17 protein-coding genes are annotated in these 16128 nt (G+C 62.4%); 8 read left to right on the forward strand and 9 right to left on the reverse strand.

Annotated features, from left to right (window positions below; genetic code table 11):
• Nucleotides 1-122: 122 nt before the first annotated feature.
• Nucleotides 123-1166: an NAD-dependent epimerase/dehydratase family protein gene (locus PspR32_RS09710; RefSeq protein WP_010225495.1), complete on the forward strand. Its 1044-nt coding sequence runs from the start codon at nucleotides 123-125 to the stop codon at nucleotides 1164-1166.
• 160 nt (nucleotides 1167-1326) lie between these two features.
• Here PspR32_RS09710 and PspR32_RS09715 read toward each other — a convergent pair whose 3' ends face one another.
• Both PspR32_RS09715 and PspR32_RS09720 read right to left on the reverse strand, forming a co-directional pair.
• A complete protein-coding gene (locus tag PspR32_RS09715; RefSeq protein ID WP_010225490.1) occupies nucleotides 1327-1818 on the reverse strand; it encodes a GNAT family N-acetyltransferase in 492 nt (163 codons plus the stop codon).
• Nucleotides 1819-1915: 97 nt separating this feature from the next.
• Entirely contained in the window at nucleotides 1916-2170 is a 255-nt protein-coding gene (locus tag PspR32_RS09720) for a hypothetical protein (protein ID WP_010225488.1), read from the reverse strand.
• 175 nt (nucleotides 2171-2345) lie between these two features.
• Between PspR32_RS09720 and PspR32_RS09725 the strand changes: the two genes are divergently transcribed.
• Nucleotides 2346-2552 (forward strand): YceK/YidQ family lipoprotein, encoded by a 207-nt coding sequence (locus tag PspR32_RS09725; RefSeq protein ID WP_010225486.1) that lies wholly within the window; start codon nucleotides 2346-2348, stop codon nucleotides 2550-2552.
• A gap of 235 nt (nucleotides 2553-2787) precedes the next feature.
• Here PspR32_RS09725 and PspR32_RS09730 read toward each other — a convergent pair whose 3' ends face one another.
• From PspR32_RS09730 to PspR32_RS09740, 3 genes are all read right to left on the reverse strand, one after another.
• Nucleotides 2788-3423, reverse strand: coding sequence for an acetyltransferase (locus PspR32_RS09730; protein ID WP_010225484.1), 636 nt, complete (start codon nucleotides 3421-3423; stop codon nucleotides 2788-2790).
• A gap of 490 nt (nucleotides 3424-3913) precedes the next feature.
• On the reverse strand, nucleotides 3914-5446 hold the full coding sequence (locus tag PspR32_RS09735; RefSeq protein ID WP_010225482.1) for a 4-hydroxyphenylacetate 3-hydroxylase family protein: 1533 nt from the start codon (nucleotides 5444-5446) through the stop codon (nucleotides 3914-3916).
• Between the two features lie 262 nt (nucleotides 5447-5708).
• Nucleotides 5709-6605, reverse strand: a complete 897-nt coding sequence (locus PspR32_RS09740; protein ID WP_159388379.1) for a LysR family transcriptional regulator — start codon at nucleotides 6603-6605, stop codon at nucleotides 5709-5711.
• A gap of 112 nt (nucleotides 6606-6717) precedes the next feature.
• Between PspR32_RS09740 and PspR32_RS09745 the strand changes: the two genes are divergently transcribed.
• Genes PspR32_RS09745 through PspR32_RS09760 form a run of 4 tightly spaced genes read left to right on the forward strand, consistent with a single transcriptional unit; the run spans nucleotide 6718 to nucleotide 11620 of the window.
• A complete protein-coding gene (locus tag PspR32_RS09745) occupies nucleotides 6718-8187 on the forward strand; it encodes an efflux transporter outer membrane subunit (RefSeq protein WP_159388380.1) in 1470 nt (489 codons plus the stop codon).
• Entirely contained in the window at nucleotides 8180-9361 is a 1182-nt protein-coding gene (locus PspR32_RS09750; RefSeq protein ID WP_010225477.1) for an HlyD family efflux transporter periplasmic adaptor subunit, read from the forward strand. Before PspR32_RS09745 ends, PspR32_RS09750 begins: the two co-directional genes overlap by 8 nt.
• Complete coding sequence (locus tag PspR32_RS09755; RefSeq protein ID WP_010225475.1) at nucleotides 9358-10887, forward strand: DHA2 family efflux MFS transporter permease subunit; 1530 nt, start codon at nucleotides 9358-9360, stop codon at nucleotides 10885-10887. The genes PspR32_RS09750 and PspR32_RS09755 overlap by 4 nt, the downstream gene beginning before the upstream one ends.
• Nucleotides 10888-10900: 13 nt before the next feature.
• Entirely contained in the window at nucleotides 10901-11620 is a 720-nt protein-coding gene (locus tag PspR32_RS09760) for a siderophore-interacting protein (protein WP_010225473.1), read from the forward strand.
• A 46-nt stretch (nucleotides 11621-11666) separates the two neighbouring features.
• Here PspR32_RS09760 and PspR32_RS09765 read toward each other — a convergent pair whose 3' ends face one another.
• From PspR32_RS09765 to PspR32_RS09775, 3 genes are all read right to left on the reverse strand, one after another.
• Nucleotides 11667-12437, reverse strand: a complete 771-nt coding sequence (locus PspR32_RS09765) for an FAD-binding oxidoreductase (protein WP_050990030.1) — start codon at nucleotides 12435-12437, stop codon at nucleotides 11667-11669.
• 14 nt (nucleotides 12438-12451) lie between these two features.
• Nucleotides 12452-13513 (reverse strand): AMP-binding protein, encoded by a 1062-nt coding sequence (locus PspR32_RS09770; protein ID WP_051636737.1) that lies wholly within the window; start codon nucleotides 13511-13513, stop codon nucleotides 12452-12454.
• 148 nt (nucleotides 13514-13661) lie between these two features.
• A complete protein-coding gene (locus PspR32_RS09775) occupies nucleotides 13662-14090 on the reverse strand; it encodes a hypothetical protein (RefSeq protein WP_159388381.1) in 429 nt (142 codons plus the stop codon).
• A 205-nt stretch (nucleotides 14091-14295) separates the two neighbouring features.
• On the opposite strand from PspR32_RS09775, the gene PspR32_RS09780 reads away from it, so the two are divergent.
• Together PspR32_RS09780 and PspR32_RS09785 are read left to right on the forward strand one after the other, a co-directional pair.
• Nucleotides 14296-15285 (forward strand): hypothetical protein, encoded by a 990-nt coding sequence (locus PspR32_RS09780; protein WP_010225465.1) that lies wholly within the window; start codon nucleotides 14296-14298, stop codon nucleotides 15283-15285.
• Between the two features lie 164 nt (nucleotides 15286-15449).
• The gene (locus PspR32_RS09785; protein WP_036994625.1) at nucleotides 15450-15782 is read left to right on the forward strand and encodes a hypothetical protein; all 333 of its coding nucleotides are present in this window, start codon (nucleotides 15450-15452) and stop codon (nucleotides 15780-15782) included.
• On the opposite strand, the gene PspR32_RS09790 is transcribed toward PspR32_RS09785, so the two are convergent.
• Entirely contained in the window at nucleotides 15779-16114 is a 336-nt protein-coding gene (locus PspR32_RS09790) for a hypothetical protein (RefSeq protein WP_145959282.1), read from the reverse strand. The genes PspR32_RS09785 and PspR32_RS09790 overlap by 4 nt on opposite strands.
• Between the last annotated feature and the right edge of the window lie 14 nt (nucleotides 16115-16128).

Raw genomic sequence — 16128 nt, forward strand, 5'->3', positions numbered from 1 at the left:
CTGTTTCCCGCTCGAAGTGTGAAATCAGAACTACTGCCCAGTATCCGCTTGACTATGCCCCTAGGGACAGACTTTAAGCTGTGGCGATTAAACGCGGCAGGGTTCTGTCACAAGGAGGTTCTGTGAGCAAGTTGTGTCTGGTGACAGGCGCCAATGGGCATCTGGGGAATACCCTGGTCAGGGCGTTGCTCGATCAGGGCTACCGTGTGCGGGCCGGCGTGCGCGATACGACAAGGACCGAGCCCTTTGACGGGCTGGATTGCGAGCTCGTCTATGCCGAATTGCAGGATGAACCGTCCCTGCTCAAGGCGATGGCAGGGGTCGAGGTACTGTTCCAGGTGGCTGCGGTGTTCAGGCATTGGGCCAGGCGGCCAGAAGCCGAGATCGTCGAACCTAATGTGCGGGGTACGCGCAATGCGTTGCAGGCCGCGTCTCGCGCGGGTGTGAAACGGGTCGTGTACGTCAGCTCGGTGGCCGCGATCGGGCATGATGGTCAACCGCTGGATGAAGACACCTGGAACGACGAGACCGAAAACGCTTACTACAAGTCGAAGATCCTCGCCGAGCGAATGGCCTGGCAGACTGCGCGGGAGCTGGACCTGTGGATGGTCTCGGTCTTGCCCTCGGCCATGATCGGGCCCAATGCGACGCAACTGACCGACACCATGAGCTTTCTCGAATCCGTGCGCCAACGTCAGATGCCACTGGACCCGGGGTTTCACTTCAATTTCGTCGATGTGCGTGACGTCGCCCAGGGCTTGATTCTGGCGGCGCAAAAGGGCCGGGCAGGGCAGCGCTACATCCTCGCGAACGAGCGCTCCTCGTCACTGGCCGATCTGCTGGAGGCGGCCAATGCACGGGTGCCGGGGTATCGTCAGCCTCCGCGAGCACCGCGCTGGTTGCTGATGTGTGTCGCCTGGGTACAGGAGCGGATAGCGAGCCTGACCGGCAGGCCGGCGCAGTTGCTGCTGAGCCAGGTACGCCTGTTCCATGACGTGCGCCAGGAGTACAGCATCGCCAAGGCGCGCCGGGAACTGGGCTTCAGCCCGCGCTCTGCGGAGGATAGCCTGAGGTCGGCGTTCAGCTATCTTGGCAGGCGAGCGATCCAGCCGTACGAGGACAGGCCTGGGTTTGCTGGCCGAACAGCGCGCTCATCTCGCCTTTGAGTTCGACCAGGTGACGGTCCAGCGCCTGTAACGTTGCGATCTGCTCACTGACCTGTTGGCGCTTGGCGTCGACAGCTGCAAATTCTACGGCCGTTTGCACGGGGGCGAGCCCTGCACGGGAGAGAAAAGCCATAGGCAAACAGCCGCAGAAAATCACCCGTTACCGTCGTTGGATGCAAGCGCGAGTGCTCGCAAGAAGCCGGTAGCGAGCGAAGCGTATGCCGTCGACCTCGACCTCTCCATCACGGCGAAAGCCTATTCGAAGAATACCCTTGATGCGTGTTCTGCTTGGCGCAAGCAAGACAGTGACCGACCCCAGTCCCATCTCCTGAAAGGCTCGCCGAACGATCTCATCAAAAATTGCCTTGCCCAAGCCCCAGTAGTCCGGGTGTAAAACCAGGGCCAGGTCTGCATCACCTTGTTCTTGCTGCAAACCGCCCCAGCCGGCAAATGTCTGATTCACCCAAAAAGCCCATGGGCCATATCCATTGAGCAGCCACTGTGACTCTTTTTCGGCGACCCACGCTGAGCATTTGGCTTCGTCAAAGTCAGGGCGGCCCAAGGGCATGTGGCGCAAGACATCGGGGTTGTTGTTGAGCTCGATGATATCGGCGCTGCTGATTTCACTGAGTCGCTTGAATTGCAGGTCCATGCGTTGCCTTTTTATACCGCCGGTAACCCCGTCTGAACGTTATCCGGCCACCATTGGAAAAGTACTGGCTGGCACCTGCGCAGATGATCGAACCATGCTAGCCGGCGAGCGAGTGTTCTGGAGTGCTTCTCGCCAGGTCAACGGCGGCGGTAATGGCTGCTCGGGCTTGAGGGCTGTTCTTCCAGCAGGTCGAGCCTAGTGCGGCTGATGCGTGAGCCAGGATGTCACTGACGTCCGCTTTGCCGAGCTCTGCCAGCGATTCAATACCCATTTGCTCGAGGCGGGTGATAACGGTTGGGCCTACGCCTTTGAGCGCGAGCAGTGCGGTTCGCTCCCTCGGTGAAAATGCCATCTGAGAACTCCTTTTCTGGGCATGCGTCTCTGAAAGATTGCCCTATGTTTGAGATTGTCTCAACCCGAGCAGTCTGGATCGCTGGTTGCCGTTGGGCGCGCAGGGGGAGGTAGGTGACTAACTTTTCACGATAGCGTCTATAGGACAGACAACGGAAAGGTAATAAGGACATTACATGCTACAGAAGCTCATGTTGATATTGGCCATCTCACAAGTGGGTGGCTGTGCCTGGACTGCAGCAGTTTCCCATGGTTCGTATGACTGCTATGAGGGGCTTGAGGTTGAATATCAGCTCGCACAGTTTATTGGTCCGCTTGTGCTCCTGGATTTGCCGTTCACCTTCGTTGCCGATACCGTTTCGCTACCGCTGTGCTGGTACTGATCACAATGGGCATCCCGGGCCGCGTACCCGCCACTACAGGCGCGTGAGCCACAGCCCTCTGCTAGGACTCAACACCATGCCCCGGTTTTGCACAGATGTAGCGGTCCTTATCAACGCGTTTGTCCAAAGGCGAGGCTTGCGCCGGCGAGCATGGCTACGACCCGCAGATCTTGCTTGAAGCCAGACGCTTGCCCAGCAGCTTCTGGAAGCGCTCGCATCAAGCGCTTCAGGTGGTTCACAGCAAGGGTTTGGCGGGATTGCCCACTACGGTTACCCCAGCGGCCACGCTCTTGGTCACAACCGCACCCATGCCAACAACTGCGCCTTTGCCAATAACCAGCGGTTTGCTTGAGGTGCCCGGCTTGATGATTGCCCCTGTGCCGATATAGGCATGATCTTCGATGTGCACATGGCCATTGCAATGAACGTTTGGGGCAAAGGTGACGTAATCGCCGATGACACAATCATGCGCCACGTAGCTATAAATGTTGGCGTGGAATTGCTTGCCTATTTTTATATTGGAGGTCAGGTGGGTGAAGTGGCAGAGTACTGCGCCTTCGCCCACCTCGACCGAATCTAAAATGATTGAGCTGGATGCTGTTACCGACGCGATGCCCAGGTGCTCTTGCCTGCACTTGGCTTCGAGCGCTTCACGTGCGGTGCTGCTGCCAATGGCAATGATCACAGACTTCCCGGTGTGGGGCAGGTCCACGTATTCTTGGAAGGTGTAGACCGGGCAGCCGTTGACGTGTTTTTCTTCTGCTGCGTCAACGATAAAGCACAGTTGCTCATCCGGGTATTGCGCGCGAACCAAGGGTAAAACTTCTCGGCCGAAACCGCCTGCACCATAAATACCAATCACTTTTTGCATGGATTGCCGCTCTATTTGTATAAACAGAAAATATAGGAGTTTGTTTTTGCTTGATCAGCGATGAGCCTATTTATGCTGCCAGCAAAATTGTATGGTTTTTACCCGGTGCTCGCCATCAGGGCGCAAGACAGCCGTCCTGGCCAGGTCGCCGATCAGGTTGAGCTCGCACGGCAGTCGGGCCTGGAGGGGTTATCGGCCAGGGCGTCGATGGCAATAGGGCGGGTAGGGCGCGGCGAGGGAGCGCGACGGCGTTCAGGCGCTATGTTGCATCGCCTGCAACCGTGCAATGGACTTTTGCACAGAACGCAGCCGACAAGCTGGAAATGTTCTTCTAAGGTGTATCCATCAGCAGCGCTGAAAGGATTCACACATGGAGGTGTGCGTACACTCAAGCGTGCGGTGCACGCGTGAGGGGGCTGTATCCACAGGCGGGATTGGCCTGTGGGCGGCAGCCCCTCGACGACAGCTAATGTTCAGTTACGCGACGGCCTCAACGTGCCGCGTACGCCTTTTTGAAGTCCGGGGCGGTCCAGCCATTGAGGTCGTACTCGGCCATGCACTGTTCGGCCAGGGCGCGCATTTGCTCGGTGCGTCCGGAATGGCTGGCGATGTGCAGGGTGTCGAGGCGGCTCTTCTCGTAGCTGCCGGAGTAGTTGACCTCGTACAGTTCGTGGCGCGAACCGAATTCGGTGCCGATCGCGTCCCACAGCAGCTTGAGGGTCTTGGCGCGTTCTTCGGCGTCGATGCCATTGGAGCCGCGGGCGTACTGGTCCAGGAACGGTCGCACCTCGGGGTTGAGGAAGTCCTTGGCGTGGGACGGCAGGTAGATCAGGCCGCTGGCCACGGTCTTGCGGATCAGGTTGATCACCCGGCTGTAGGCATCGCCAGCGGTGGCGCGGTAGGCCAGTGCCGATTCCAGGTTGGGCAGCAGGAATTCCTCGTTCCAGTTTTCGGTGCGATAGGCCATGGAGTCGGACAGGCCCCAGAGCATGTGGCGCAAGGCGATGGCTTCGCCCACTGCCCCCTGAACGCCCTGGAAGTCACGGGTACCGCAGATTTCCACGGCCTTGAGGAACAGCCCGCAGATGAAGTCCATCTTCACCGCCAGGCGGGTGCAGCCGTGCATCAGGGTGCGGCCGAAGAAACCCGATTTCTGAATGAAGCTGTTGGACATCTCCACGCCATACATGAACACGTCCTGCCACGGTACGAAGGCCCGGTCGAAGATCAGGATGCAATCGTTCTCGTCCATGCGGCTCGACAGCGGGTAGTCGAACGGGCTGCCGTTCTTGCTCGCCGCCTGCTCGTAGGAGGTCCGGCAGATCAGCTTCACGCCCTTGGCACCGGTGGGGATCATGAAGATCGGCGAGTACTTCTTGTCCTGGTACATCACGTTGTAGTGGGCTACGAAGGTGTACTGGGTCAGTGCCGCGCCGGTGGCCACCACTTTGGCGCCGCTGATGTAGAGACCGTCCGCGGTTTCTTCGTCGACGCGCACGAAGACGTTGGAGGTGTTCGGGTCCTGGTTGCGGTCGACCGGCGGGTTGACCACGGCATGGTTGATGAACGGCAGGCGTTCACGGCTGAAGTTGTACCAGCGGGTGGCGTTCTCGGCGTACTCGCCATAGAGGTCGCGGTTAGGGCCGAAGGTGCCGATCCAGGCGCCTTTGAAATCCGGGGTGCGACCCATCCAGCCATAGCTCAGGCGTGCGGTTTCGGCGATCGCATCGCGCGCGGCGACCTGTTCTTCGACCGTGCGCGGCGCCTGGAAGAAGCGGTGGCAGCGCAGGCCGGGAGCGCCGTCGATCTCAACGGTGAGTTTGTCACGCAGCTTGGGGTCATGCAGCGCATCGTAGAAGCGCGCATTCATCAGCGCCGCGTTGCGAAACGCAGGGTGTTCGGTGACATCCTCGACCCGCTCGCCGTTGATCCAGACTTCCCTGCCATCCCGCAGGCTTGCCAGGTACTCCTGCGAGGTTTGAAGGCCCCGACGATCAAGAGAGAAGCCATTACGATCCATCATTAGTCTGCTCCGGTATCAATAAAACCACGCGCACTGGTTACCCATGGGGGGGCGCGCCGTTGTTATGGGGTAAATGCTGGTTTGCACGGACGACAACTTAGAGATAAGTGTGACTGGATGTAAATTTCGAAACACGCAATCTACGATTGCCTGGAGGAGGGGTTGTGGGTGCTTTTTGTCGCTGGCTACTGTGGGCGGTTTTTTTGTCTGAGGGGGCGGCTGCAGGGCGCTCGCATTTGGCGCCCGTCGCAGGACAACCGATTCAGCTGCTGGAGCATTCCTGCACCAGTTGGCGCAACCAACGATGTACCTGATCATTGTTCACGCGTGGGTGCCAGGCCTGGCAGAACTCGCCGCCGGGGGTCTCCAGCGGTAGCGGGAAAATGTGCAGTGGCAGCAGCGGCAACGACCATTCGACGAAGCGCCGCGGGATCACCGCAATCATGTCCGAGGAACTGGCCAGTTGCATGGCCGCCTGAAAGCCCGGGACTACCAACTGCACCTTGCGTTGCAAACCGACCTTTTCCAGCTCCAGGTCCAGCGGCCCGCGGGTGCGGCCGCGGCGTGACACCGACAGGTGAGGGAAGGCCACCAGGTCCTCGGCGCTGACACTGCTCTGGCGCGCGAGGGGGTGCTGGTTGTTGACCACGCCGACAAAGGTGTCGATGTACAGGCGCTGCTTGTAGACCTCGGGCCCCAGGGGGCCGGCGATGCCGATGTCGAGGTCGATCAGGCCGTCGCGCAAGGCGGCGACATCCTCGTTGCCCTGGGACATGAAACTCAAGGTCACATGCGGGGCCTGTTGCGCCACCCGTTGGCTCAGGCGCAGGGCCCAGGCACCGGTGAAGCCGTCCTCGGTGCGCAGGGTGAATACTCGCTTTACCGTGCCCAGGTTGAGCTTCTGTTTAGTGCCCAGCACATTGCGCGCCTCTTCGAGCAGGTTGTGCACCTGCGGCGCCAGTTCCAGTGCCAGGGGGGTGGGCACCAGGCGGCGTCCGGCAAGCACGAACAGCGGGTCGCCCATGGCCTCGCGCAGGTTCGCCAGGCGTCGGCTCATGGCCGGGATGCTCAGGTTCATGCGCTCGGCGGCGCCGGTGACGCTGCCTTCGCGCAGCATCGAATCGAAGGTCAGTAGCAGGTTCAGATCAGGTAGGTTCATTGCACGCTCCTTGTTGCAAGAAACGCAAGTCTAGTCTCGGTTAATTGCAATTTTCAATATGCCAGGGGCTACCTATCATCCCGTTGCAACCCAACCCTCCAAGGATGTTGTGATGGAACCCTCTCATTCGATTCAGCATTGGCTGGCGGTCTGTCTGCTGCTGGCATTGCCCGGCTGCGTCAGCCCCGGGCATAGCCCCGAACCGCCAAAACCCTTGTCACCCGAACAGCTCGAAGCCGGTCTGGACATCGAGCACGCCGCGACCCAACCCGCATCCCAGGCGGATGATCGCTGGTGGCTGAGCTTTAACGACGCCGACCTCGACCGCCTGCTGGCTGCCGCCCTGGAGACATCGCCAAGCCTGGCGGTTGCCAGCGCGCGCATCGACCGGGCGCAAGCCGACGCCGGCATTACCCTGGCCAACACCCGGCCGAGCCTGTCGGCCATGACCCAGATCCTGCGCAGCCAGGATTCGCAGAACTACAAGACCGGCGCCGATGAAGCCGGGGTCTGGCACACCGATGGCCAAGCGCTGCTGCAAGGGCGTTACAACCTCGACCTGTGGGGCCTGAACCGGTCCCTGAACGAAGCGGCGGTGGGCAGCCTGCGCGCCGCCCAGGCCGATCAGGCGGTGGCCCGTCTGGCGCTCAGCGGCAGCCTGGTGGAAACCTGGTTTGCCTTGGGCGGCGTGCTCGAGCAGCAGGCCATCGTCAACCAGACCCTGGAGCAGCGCCGCAGCATCCTGCGCCTGAGCGAAGACCGGCTGAAGTCCGGCCTGGGCACCCAGGTCGACGTGGTGCGGGCACGGGGGCCGATCCCGTTGCTCGAAGCCGAGCAGGCGCGCCTGCAAGGCGCCGCCCGCGGTTATCAACTGCGCCTGGCGGCCCTGGCCGGCAAGGGGCCGGGCTGGGGCGAGCAATGGCTGCCCAAGGTCGCCGACCCTCGGCGTAGCGTGGCCTTGCCGGGGCATCTGCCTGCCGAGCTGATCGGTGGCCGGCCTGATGTGGTCGCCCAGCGCTGGCGCGTCGAAGCGCAAGGCAAACGCATTGGCGCGGCGCGTGCGGCGTTCTACCCGAACATTGACCTGCTCGCATTCGCAGGCTTTCAGAGTTTCAGTTTTCAGAACCTGTTCCACCACGACAGCCGCACCTATGGCGTGGGCCCGGCGGTGACCTTGCCGATCTTCGACGCCGGGCGTCTGCGTGGCCAGTACCGGGCGCAACAGGCCGGTTACGCCGAAGCGGTGGCCAGTTACAACCAGACCCTGGTCAATGCCCTGAGCGAAGTGGCCGGGCATGTCTCGCAACTGCGCGCCATCGAAGGCCAGCGCCTGAAAACCGTGCAGGGGCTGGATGAGGCCGAACAGGTCTACGACCTGGAAAACCTGCGTTACCGGCAAAGCCTCACCGATTTTCTGCATGTGCTCGATGCCCAGACCCGGGTGCTCGATACGCGCATGCAACTGGTCCAGTTGAAAACCTCGGCGCTGCAAAACCATGCCGGCCTGCTACGCGCGCTTGGCGGCGGCTGGAAAGAAGCTGATCAGAACTCCACTACGCTTGCAGGAACCTCCCATGACTGACGCCACCCAAACCCCAGCCCCGGCTCCGGCCAAGTCGCGCCGCGGCCCGATTTTCCTGCTCATCACCCTGGTCGCCCTGGCGGCGGCCGTGGCTGCCGCCCTGTGGTACTGGGTGTATGGCCGCCTCTATGAAAGCACCGACAACGCCTATGTACGTGGCGACGTGGTGCTGATTTCCGCCCAGGTGCGCGGCACGGCCACCGCGGTGAACATCCAGAACACCGATACGGTCAAGGCCGGTGACACCCTGGTCGAAATCGACCCGGCCGATGCGCGCCTGAGCCTGGACGCCGCCACCCACCAACTGGCCCTGACCGTACGCACGGTCAACAGCCTGTTCGCCGAAGAAAACGACCTGACCGCCCAGGTCAAGCTGCGCCAGGCCGAAGCCAACCGGGCCAATCAGGACCTGCAACGGCGCCGTTCAGTGATTGCCCAGGGCGGGGTGTCCGGGGAAGACCTGCACCACGCCGAGGAAGCCGCGCAGATCGCCCAATCCGGCCTGCGCGCGGCCGAGGCCAAACTGGTCGGCCTGCAGGCGCGGATCCAGGGCACCACCGTGGAAAACCATCCGCAGGTGGCCGCTGCCGCCGAGCGTGTGCGTGAAGCCTACCTGGCGTTGGCGCGGACCAAGGTCCCGGCGCCGGTGGATGGCCTGATTACCAAGCGCGCGGTGCAAGTGGGCCAGCACATCGAACCGGGTACTGTTCTGATGGGCCTGGTGCCGCTGGACAAGGTCTGGGTCGAGGCCAACTTCAAAGAGTCGCAACTGGGCCAGATCAAGGTCGGCCAGCGTGTTGAACTGTTTGCCGACCTGTATGGCGAGAGCGTGGTCTACCACGGCCGCATCCAGGGTATCGAAGCCGGCAGCGGCGCGGCGTTCGCCACCATCCCGGCGCAGAACGCCACCGGCAACTGGATCAAGGTGGTGCAACGGGTACCGGTGCGCATCGCCCTGGACCGCGAAGAGGTGTTGCGCCACCCACTGCGCATCGGCCTGTCGATGACCGCCAAGGCCACCCTGGGTGAGCCGGACGAGCAGGCCCCCACCAGCGTCCAGGACAACACCGAGGTCTACGGCAACATCGGTAGCGGCAGCGAAGCGCTGGTCAACCGGATCATCGCCGAGAACCTGCAAGTGTCGAAACTGAGCGTCTCGAGGAACGATCGATGAGCAGCGCCAAGCGTCCCATCGAGCCATTGAGCGGTGGCACGCTGGTCCTCGGCGCGCTGGCGATCGGCATGGCCAACTTCATGATGGTGCTCGACACCACCATCGCCAACGTCGCGGTGCCGACCATTTCCGGCAACCTCGGCGTGGCCCCTGACCAGGGCACCTGGGTGCTGACTTCGTTCAGCATCTCCCTGGCCATCGGCCTGCCGCTCACCGGCTGGCTGGCCCAGCGCTTCGGCCAGGTCAAGCTGTTCCTCAGCGCCGTGGTGCTGTTCGTGCTGGCCTCGGTGTGCTGCGGCCTGGCCCCGAACCTGACTTCGCTGCTGGTATTCCGGGTATTCCAGGGCGCCGTTTGCGGCCCCTTGGCGCCGTTGTCCCAGGCGCTGCTGGTGGCGATCTTTCCGCCTGCGCGGCGTACAACGGCCTTGGTGGTGTGGTCGATGACCACCTTCCTGGGGCCGGTGTGCGGCCCGATCCTCGGCGGCTACCTGACCGATAACATCAGTTGGCCGTGGATCTTCTATATCAACGTGCCGGTTGGCATCTTCATCCTGCTGACCCTCGGCCAGGTGCTGAGCGGGCGGGACAACCCTACGCGCAAGCTGCCGGTGGATGTGGTCGGCCTGCTGCTGCTGATGGTCGCCGTGGGTTCGTTGCAGATCCTGCTCGACAAGGGCCAGGACCTGGACTGGTTCTCTGCCACGCCGATTCGGGTCCTGGCGGTCATTACCGTGCTGGGGTTCGCCTCCCTTATTACCTGGGAGCTGACCGCGCAACACCCGATTCTCGACCTGCGCCTGTTCAAGGAGCGCAACTACGCCATCGGCACCCTGAGCGTGAGCCTGGGCTTTGCCCTGTACTTCGCCTCGCTGGTGCTGGTGCCGTTGTGGCTGCAAACCGAAATGGGCTACACCGCGACCTGGGCCGGTATCGCCACCGCCCCCCTGGGGATCGCCGGGGTGGTGCTGGCGCCCTTCATCGGCAGGCTGATGCAGCATACCGACGCGCGGGTACTGGCGAGCATGGCGTTCATTTGCTGGATCGGCGCATCACTGTGGCGCATGTACTTCGAGACCAACCTGGACATTCAGTTCATCGGCTGGAACTCGGTGCTGATGGGCGCCGGCACGGCGTTCCTGTTCACCCCGCTGGTGGCGATCTCGCTGTCGCGCCTGCCACCGGAGAAAATTCCGGCGGCCCTCGGCTTGCAAAACGCCCTGCGCATGACCGGCGCCAGCTTCGCGGTGTCACTGGGCCCTGCGTTCTGGGATCACCGGGCACGCCAGCATCAGGTCGACCTGGCCGAGCGCATGACGCCGTTCGACCACTGGAGCGCCCAGGCCCAGGACAACCTCAACTCGCTCGGGCTGTCGGCCCAGGGCGCCCTCGAGTCGCTGGCGCGAACCATCGACCGGCAGGCGCATATGCTGGCCCTGAACGATTTCTCCCTCGCCAGCGCATGGCTGTTCTGCGCTGTCCTGGCCATTGTCTGGCTGGCCCGTTCACCCAAGGCGAAAGCCAAGTAAATCTGGAGTATTCATGTTCGAGTTCCGCAAGAAGTTGAAGTACAACCTCGATGTGATCGATATCCGCGATGTCACGCCGCTGGTGCGGCGTGTCACCTTCAAGGGCGACCTGTTCGCCACCGCGCTACCGTGCCAGCCTTCGCAATGGCTGAAGCTGTTCCTGCCCAGTGGCGGCAGCCAGGTCAGCCGGGCCTACACCATCCGCCGGCACTACCCGCAGTCGGGCAATGTCGACATCGACTTCGTGCGCCATGACCATGGTCCGGCCGGACGTTGGGTCGAGCAGGCACAGTTCGGCGATCAGATCGGTTGCTCGGCGTTGCGAGGTGGGTTTCAGCCCCAGGAAGATGCCGAGTGGATGCTGCTGGCCGCAGACGAAACCGGCACCCCGGCGGTGATGAGCATCCTTGAGAGCCTGTCGCCGGGAGACCGCGCCCTGGTGGTGCTGGAAGCCGAAACCATGACCGAACTGCAAGCGCTGGATTCACTGGCCGCAGTCAATTGCGAGTGGTTCTTCCGCGATGAGCATCCCGCCGGCAGCAATCTGTTGCTCCAGGGTATCGACAGTCTGCAATTGCCGTCGGGGGTCGGGCAGTTCTGGATCGCCGGCGAAGCGCAGTGCGTCAATGAGGTGCGTGACTACCTCACTGAGGCCTGTTCGATTCCACGTCGATTGGTCCGCAGCAAGGGCTACTGGATGCGCGGCGTCGCCGACCATCGCGACCGCGATTGAGCGAATGTTCGCCTTGCGCTGCCAGGCAGCGCAAGGCCCGCGCGGTTCAGGAGGGCAGCGCCTCGCGCAGAGGCTGTGGCTCGGCAAAACGTTCGAAATGCAGGCGCTCGGCTGCCAGGCCGTAATCCTTCAGCGCCCCACCCACCGTCTCGACCATGGCCTGTGGGCCACAGATAAAAGCCGCGTCGAGCAGGCTGACGTCGACCCATTCACGGAACAGGCAATCACAGGTGGCGATGTCCAGGCGCCCGGACGGTAGCCCGTTGTTGTTGGCTTCACGGCTGAACAGCAGGATCAGTTGCAGACGCTCTGCATACACCCCCTTCAGTGCCTCCAGCCGTTCGCCAAACAGCATGCTGGCGCGGTCGCGGCTGCCATAGACCAGGGTGAAGCGGCTGCGCTCATCGTTTTCCAGGGTCGTCTTGATGATCGGCAGCAGCGCCGTGATGCCGCTGCCTGAGGCCATGCCCAGGCAGTGATGGACCTGCGCCTGCGGTTCCGGACGATACGACGAGCCTGCGGGTGGCATCACCAGCAATGCGTCGCCTACCGCCAGTTGGGTGTTGGCGTAGCTCGAGAAACGTCCCTGGGGTACATGCTTGATGGCTACGCGCAGTTCGCCGTCGGTGGGGGCGCTGAAAATCGAATAAGAGCGCCGTACCGCTTCACCTTGCAACTGCGCCTCCAGTTGCAGGTACTGGCCCTGCTGGAAGCGGTAGGTCGAGGCCAGGTGCGCTGGCACCTCAAAGGCGATCGAGACGGTGTCGGCGCTCTCGCGGCGGATATCGGCGACTTTTAATGGGTGCATCGTAGTCATTGACCGGGTCCTGTTCAGGCGCTCTGGCGCAAGGTAGTGGCGCTGTTGCCGGTGAGGCGTTCAAGGCGGCGCATGCTGCGGGCGGTACCCGGCAGCAGGCGGCCGATATCGCCGGTGCGGTAACGGATCATCGGCAGGGCCTCGCGGCTCAGGCTGGTCAGCACCACTTCGCCGAAGCTGCCATCAGGCAGCGGTGTGCCGCTGTCCGGGTCGATGATTTCCGGGTAGAAGTGGTCTTCCCAAAGGGTCACGCCGTCGCGGGTTTCCAGGCATTCCATGCCGATGCCCGGGTCCATCAGTGCCGGTACGCCGTAGAGTGCCAGGGTCTGGATGCCCAGACGCTGTTCGAGTTCCTGGCGCAGGGCGCTGCTGCAGGGTTGCGGGCCGATCAGGGCCATGCGCAGGGACAGTGCCGACGCCGCGATGTTCTGGCGTTCCAGCTCGTTGGCCAGGGCCAGCAAGTGGGAAGGCGTGGCGATGAGCATCTGCGGCTGGAAGTCACAGAGCAGGCGGACCTGCTGGCCGGCCTGGCGCGCCGCCAGGGGGATCAGCGCACAGTTCAGACGCTCGGCGCCCAACTGGATGCCGCCGCTGGCACCCAAGGCGTCCTGCCCGCCGAGCACGTACAGGCGGTCGCCGGCATGGGCACCGGCGGCGCGCAACGAGCGCGCGACCAGCGCCGCCCAGACCTCCTGGTCGTTGCGCGTGTAGCCAATCACCGGCGAGCGGGCGCTACCGTCATTGCAGGCCTGCAGGCGCACGACCTGGTGTGCGGGTACGGCGAACAGTTCGAACGGATAGTGATGTTGCAACTCGGCATTGCCGATGAAGGGAAAGCGGGCGAGGTCTTCCAGCTGCTGGAGATCCTCGGGGTGCAGCCCCTGGGCTTCGAACTGATGGTGGTACCAGGGCACGTTGCGCCAGGCATGTTTGAGCGACCAGCGCAGGCGGCGCAGTTGCACGTCGCGCAACTGGTCGAGGCTGCAGGTTTCCAGGGTGTCGCGGTGGGCCAGAGCGCGCAGGCGCTGTTCGTTCAGGCCCAGGGTGCTGGCGTCGAGCTGTGTGTTGGCGTTCATCTTCCAAGTCCGTTTGGCGTGCCGACCGTTAGGCAAGCATGCTATGACGGGAGGGGGAGGATGGCTACTCGCATTGGCCGGGCCGCCAGGGGCGTGGAGGCGGCCCGGGGCCGGCCGGGCAGGCTCGCATTGTCAGCTGCCAGGCCGTTCACGCGTCGGGTCGAGCGCGCGTCACTGCCGACCTTTGCCGGCTCAGCGCCATGCCCAGCATCACCGCTGCAGTGAGGCCGGGCATCAGGAAAATGTAGATTGTCGTGGGGAAGTCACGGCCCAGATAAGCCCAGGGCAACCCCCAGAGGATCGTACCCAGGACACCCATGACCAGCAGGCGTTTGTGGCGGACTTCGGGCGTTGTGGCCATTGAAATGGCGTAGAGTTTCCAGCATGTCCAGAGGCAGAAAAGCGAAAATGCAATGGGTACCAGCACCACAAGCAGGTTCTCCCAGACAATGGGGGAGGAGCCCAAGGTTCCCGCGAGAAAGTACAAGGCGCCCCAGATAAACACCAGGGTGACGGGCAAAAAACCGGCAAGTGCGCTGACGCTCAAGATGATTCGACGTTTCACAAGGCTGTCCAAGATGTCCCTCCATGGCCCATTGCGGCCAGTATAAGCGCAGCAGGTGGCCTACGCGGTGGTATCTGCCGCTGGTCAACCCGGTTGAAGCGGCAATGCCGGGCAATGCCGGTTATCATCCCCGCCCTGGCTCGGGCCGGCATGGCGCAAGGGTGCCAGTGCGTGGCTGAGCGAGACGCTGTGGTCTATCTGAAGGAGCAGGCAGGTAATGAGTCAAAGCGCGGGATGGAAGCTGATGGTTGGGTCGGGCGTTGGGTTGTGTGTGCTGCTCGCCGTGGCGCTGCTCAAGGACCACAAGGTGGTGCTGGCCGAGCTGCAGTTCCAGGGCGGTGCCCATCCTCGCCACGACACCACGCAAGTGCACGAGGGGTATTTGCAGGCCATGCAGCATGTGCTGGCCGCGCAACAACTCGACGTGCAACAGCTGCAGCTGGAGCTGGCCCCCCAGCGCAGCGACACGCTGCTGCTGCGCGGTGCCGAGAATGCCCTTGCCCCTGCGCAGCGCCAGGGTTTGAACCGTCAGTTCGAAGCCATCCTGCGCGCGCGCAAGGCCGTGGTTCCCAGCCTGCAACTGACGCTTGATTACAGCCAGGCCAGGCGATTGAATGCAGCGGGGCAGGAAATCGGGCAGGCCCCTGCAAACGTCGTCGCAATGGGGCGCAAGGTGTTGGCGCTGTGGTTCGAGTTTCCGTCAGAGGTGAGCCTCAATACGCTGGTCAGCGACAGCGAGCGGCGTCATGCCTTTGCCGGTAGCCGCACGGTCAATGGCGAGGCAATTTGTCAGGTCGACAGCTTCGTGCAGACGGCATTGCCGTTCATCATCACCCGCTTCAAGGCCGACGGCGCACAGCTGGTGGGCGACATGGACATTCTCACCCACGATCAAATGGCCTTGCGCGTTCCTGCGAGTTTGTACTTTGACGACCGTGACTTGCGGGTGCGCCTCGAGGCCGGTGGGCTCAAGGTCAGCGTGGACAGTCAGATGTCCTATGGCAAGTTTCGTTCGTCCTGGCTGTCGATTGAATTCGGATCGCTCGGCGTGCACCCGTACCAGCCCTTCGACCTGGCCGATGCCGGGCGCGAGGGTTTGCGTGAAATGTGCAGCAACTTCGCTTATCAGGCCGGGCGGCCGTTCTCGTTCTTCTACGGCGTAGGCCTGGACCGTCTGGAAACGGTCCGTATTGCGCCAGCCGGTTGAGGCGGGACAAGTGCGGAGTCAGTGCGCGTAGCGTGATAGAATGCACCGCACACAGCGAATGCCGGCATCAACCTGAAGGCCCTGACAACCCAGGGCCTTGCGCGTTTTTGCGGCGGGCAACAGAACCCTCTCCATCTGTTTCATTGAAAGGACTCAGCAACGCCATGTACTTCACCCTGGAATTCTACGACGCCATCACCAGCCAATACTGGACCCCCATCTTCGCTGCCGTGCTGACCTGGATTCTCCTCTGGTTTCGTAGCCAATCCTACGACGGTACCGGCGGCTGGACCCTGGGTCTGATCGTGGTGCTGTGCCTGGTGGCATTCTTCCCCAATGGCTACCACACGGTGTTCAACACCGGTCCGACCTTCTACACCCATGACCGTATTTACGCCCCTGACTACGCGGCGAAGTTCAGCGCCGATGTACTCCTGACGATCGCCGGCATGCTGGTGGGGATGCTCGCACGCAAGGTCGTTATCAGCGTGCGCTAATCGCGAAACTTCACCACCTGCTTGCACGCAGGGCACTCGATCAGCTTCTGGGTGAAGACCTCATGGGGCAGCAATCCCCGGTGCATCAACAGTCCGTCACCAGGCTTGTACAGATGGTGCATGGACGTGTTGCATTCCGGGCAGCGCACAAACAGTGCGGTAAAGAAGAACAGGCACAGGCCGGTGATGGCAAAGACGACGTAGGTTTCGAAGTACCGCGTTGCATCACGGTCCAACAATACCCAGATCATGTAGAGCCCGCCGCTCCAGATACTGATGTTGAGCACCACTTGCATGGCGATGGCGAGAAAACGGTGCTTGAGGGGTTTCAACAGGATCATCCATG

Origin of the sequence: Pseudomonas sp. R32, assembly GCF_009866705.1 — a bacterium.
Lineage (GTDB): Bacteria > Pseudomonadota > Gammaproteobacteria > Pseudomonadales > Pseudomonadaceae > Aquipseudomonas > Aquipseudomonas donghuensis.

Excerpts from the sequence above, each read along its gene's own strand:
- PspR32_RS09765 (WP_050990030.1), bottom strand. The coding sequence starts at position 12,437 with ATGACTACGATGCACCCATTAAAAGTCGCCGATATCCGCCGCGAGAGC.
- PspR32_RS09755 (WP_010225475.1), top strand. The coding sequence starts at position 9,358 with ATGAGCAGCGCCAAGCGTCCCATCGAGCCATTGAGCGGTGGCACGCTG.
- PspR32_RS09730 (WP_010225484.1), bottom strand. The coding sequence starts at position 3,423 with ATGCAAAAAGTGATTGGTATTTATGGTGCAGGCGGTTTCGGCCGAGAA.
- PspR32_RS09735 (WP_010225482.1), bottom strand. The coding sequence starts at position 5,446 with ATGATGGATCGTAATGGCTTCTCTCTTGATCGTCGGGGCCTTCAAACC.
- PspR32_RS09760 (WP_010225473.1), top strand. The coding sequence starts at position 10,901 with ATGTTCGAGTTCCGCAAGAAGTTGAAGTACAACCTCGATGTGATCGAT.
- PspR32_RS09750 (WP_010225477.1), top strand. The coding sequence starts at position 8,180 with ATGACTGACGCCACCCAAACCCCAGCCCCGGCTCCGGCCAAGTCGCGC.
- PspR32_RS09720 (WP_010225488.1), bottom strand. The coding sequence starts at position 2,170 with ATGGCATTTTCACCGAGGGAGCGAACCGCACTGCTCGCGCTCAAAGGC.
- PspR32_RS09725 (WP_010225486.1), top strand. The coding sequence starts at position 2,346 with ATGCTACAGAAGCTCATGTTGATATTGGCCATCTCACAAGTGGGTGGC.
- PspR32_RS09715 (WP_010225490.1), bottom strand. The coding sequence starts at position 1,818 with ATGGACCTGCAATTCAAGCGACTCAGTGAAATCAGCAGCGCCGATATC.
- PspR32_RS09780 (WP_010225465.1), top strand. The coding sequence starts at position 14,296 with ATGAGTCAAAGCGCGGGATGGAAGCTGATGGTTGGGTCGGGCGTTGGG.
- PspR32_RS09785 (WP_036994625.1), top strand. The coding sequence starts at position 15,450 with ATGTACTTCACCCTGGAATTCTACGACGCCATCACCAGCCAATACTGG.
- PspR32_RS09745 (WP_159388380.1), top strand. The coding sequence starts at position 6,718 with ATGGAACCCTCTCATTCGATTCAGCATTGGCTGGCGGTCTGTCTGCTG.
- PspR32_RS09770 (WP_051636737.1), bottom strand. The coding sequence starts at position 13,513 with ATGAACGCCAACACACAGCTCGACGCCAGCACCCTGGGCCTGAACGAA.
- PspR32_RS09740 (WP_159388379.1), bottom strand. The coding sequence starts at position 6,605 with ATGAACCTACCTGATCTGAACCTGCTACTGACCTTCGATTCGATGCTG.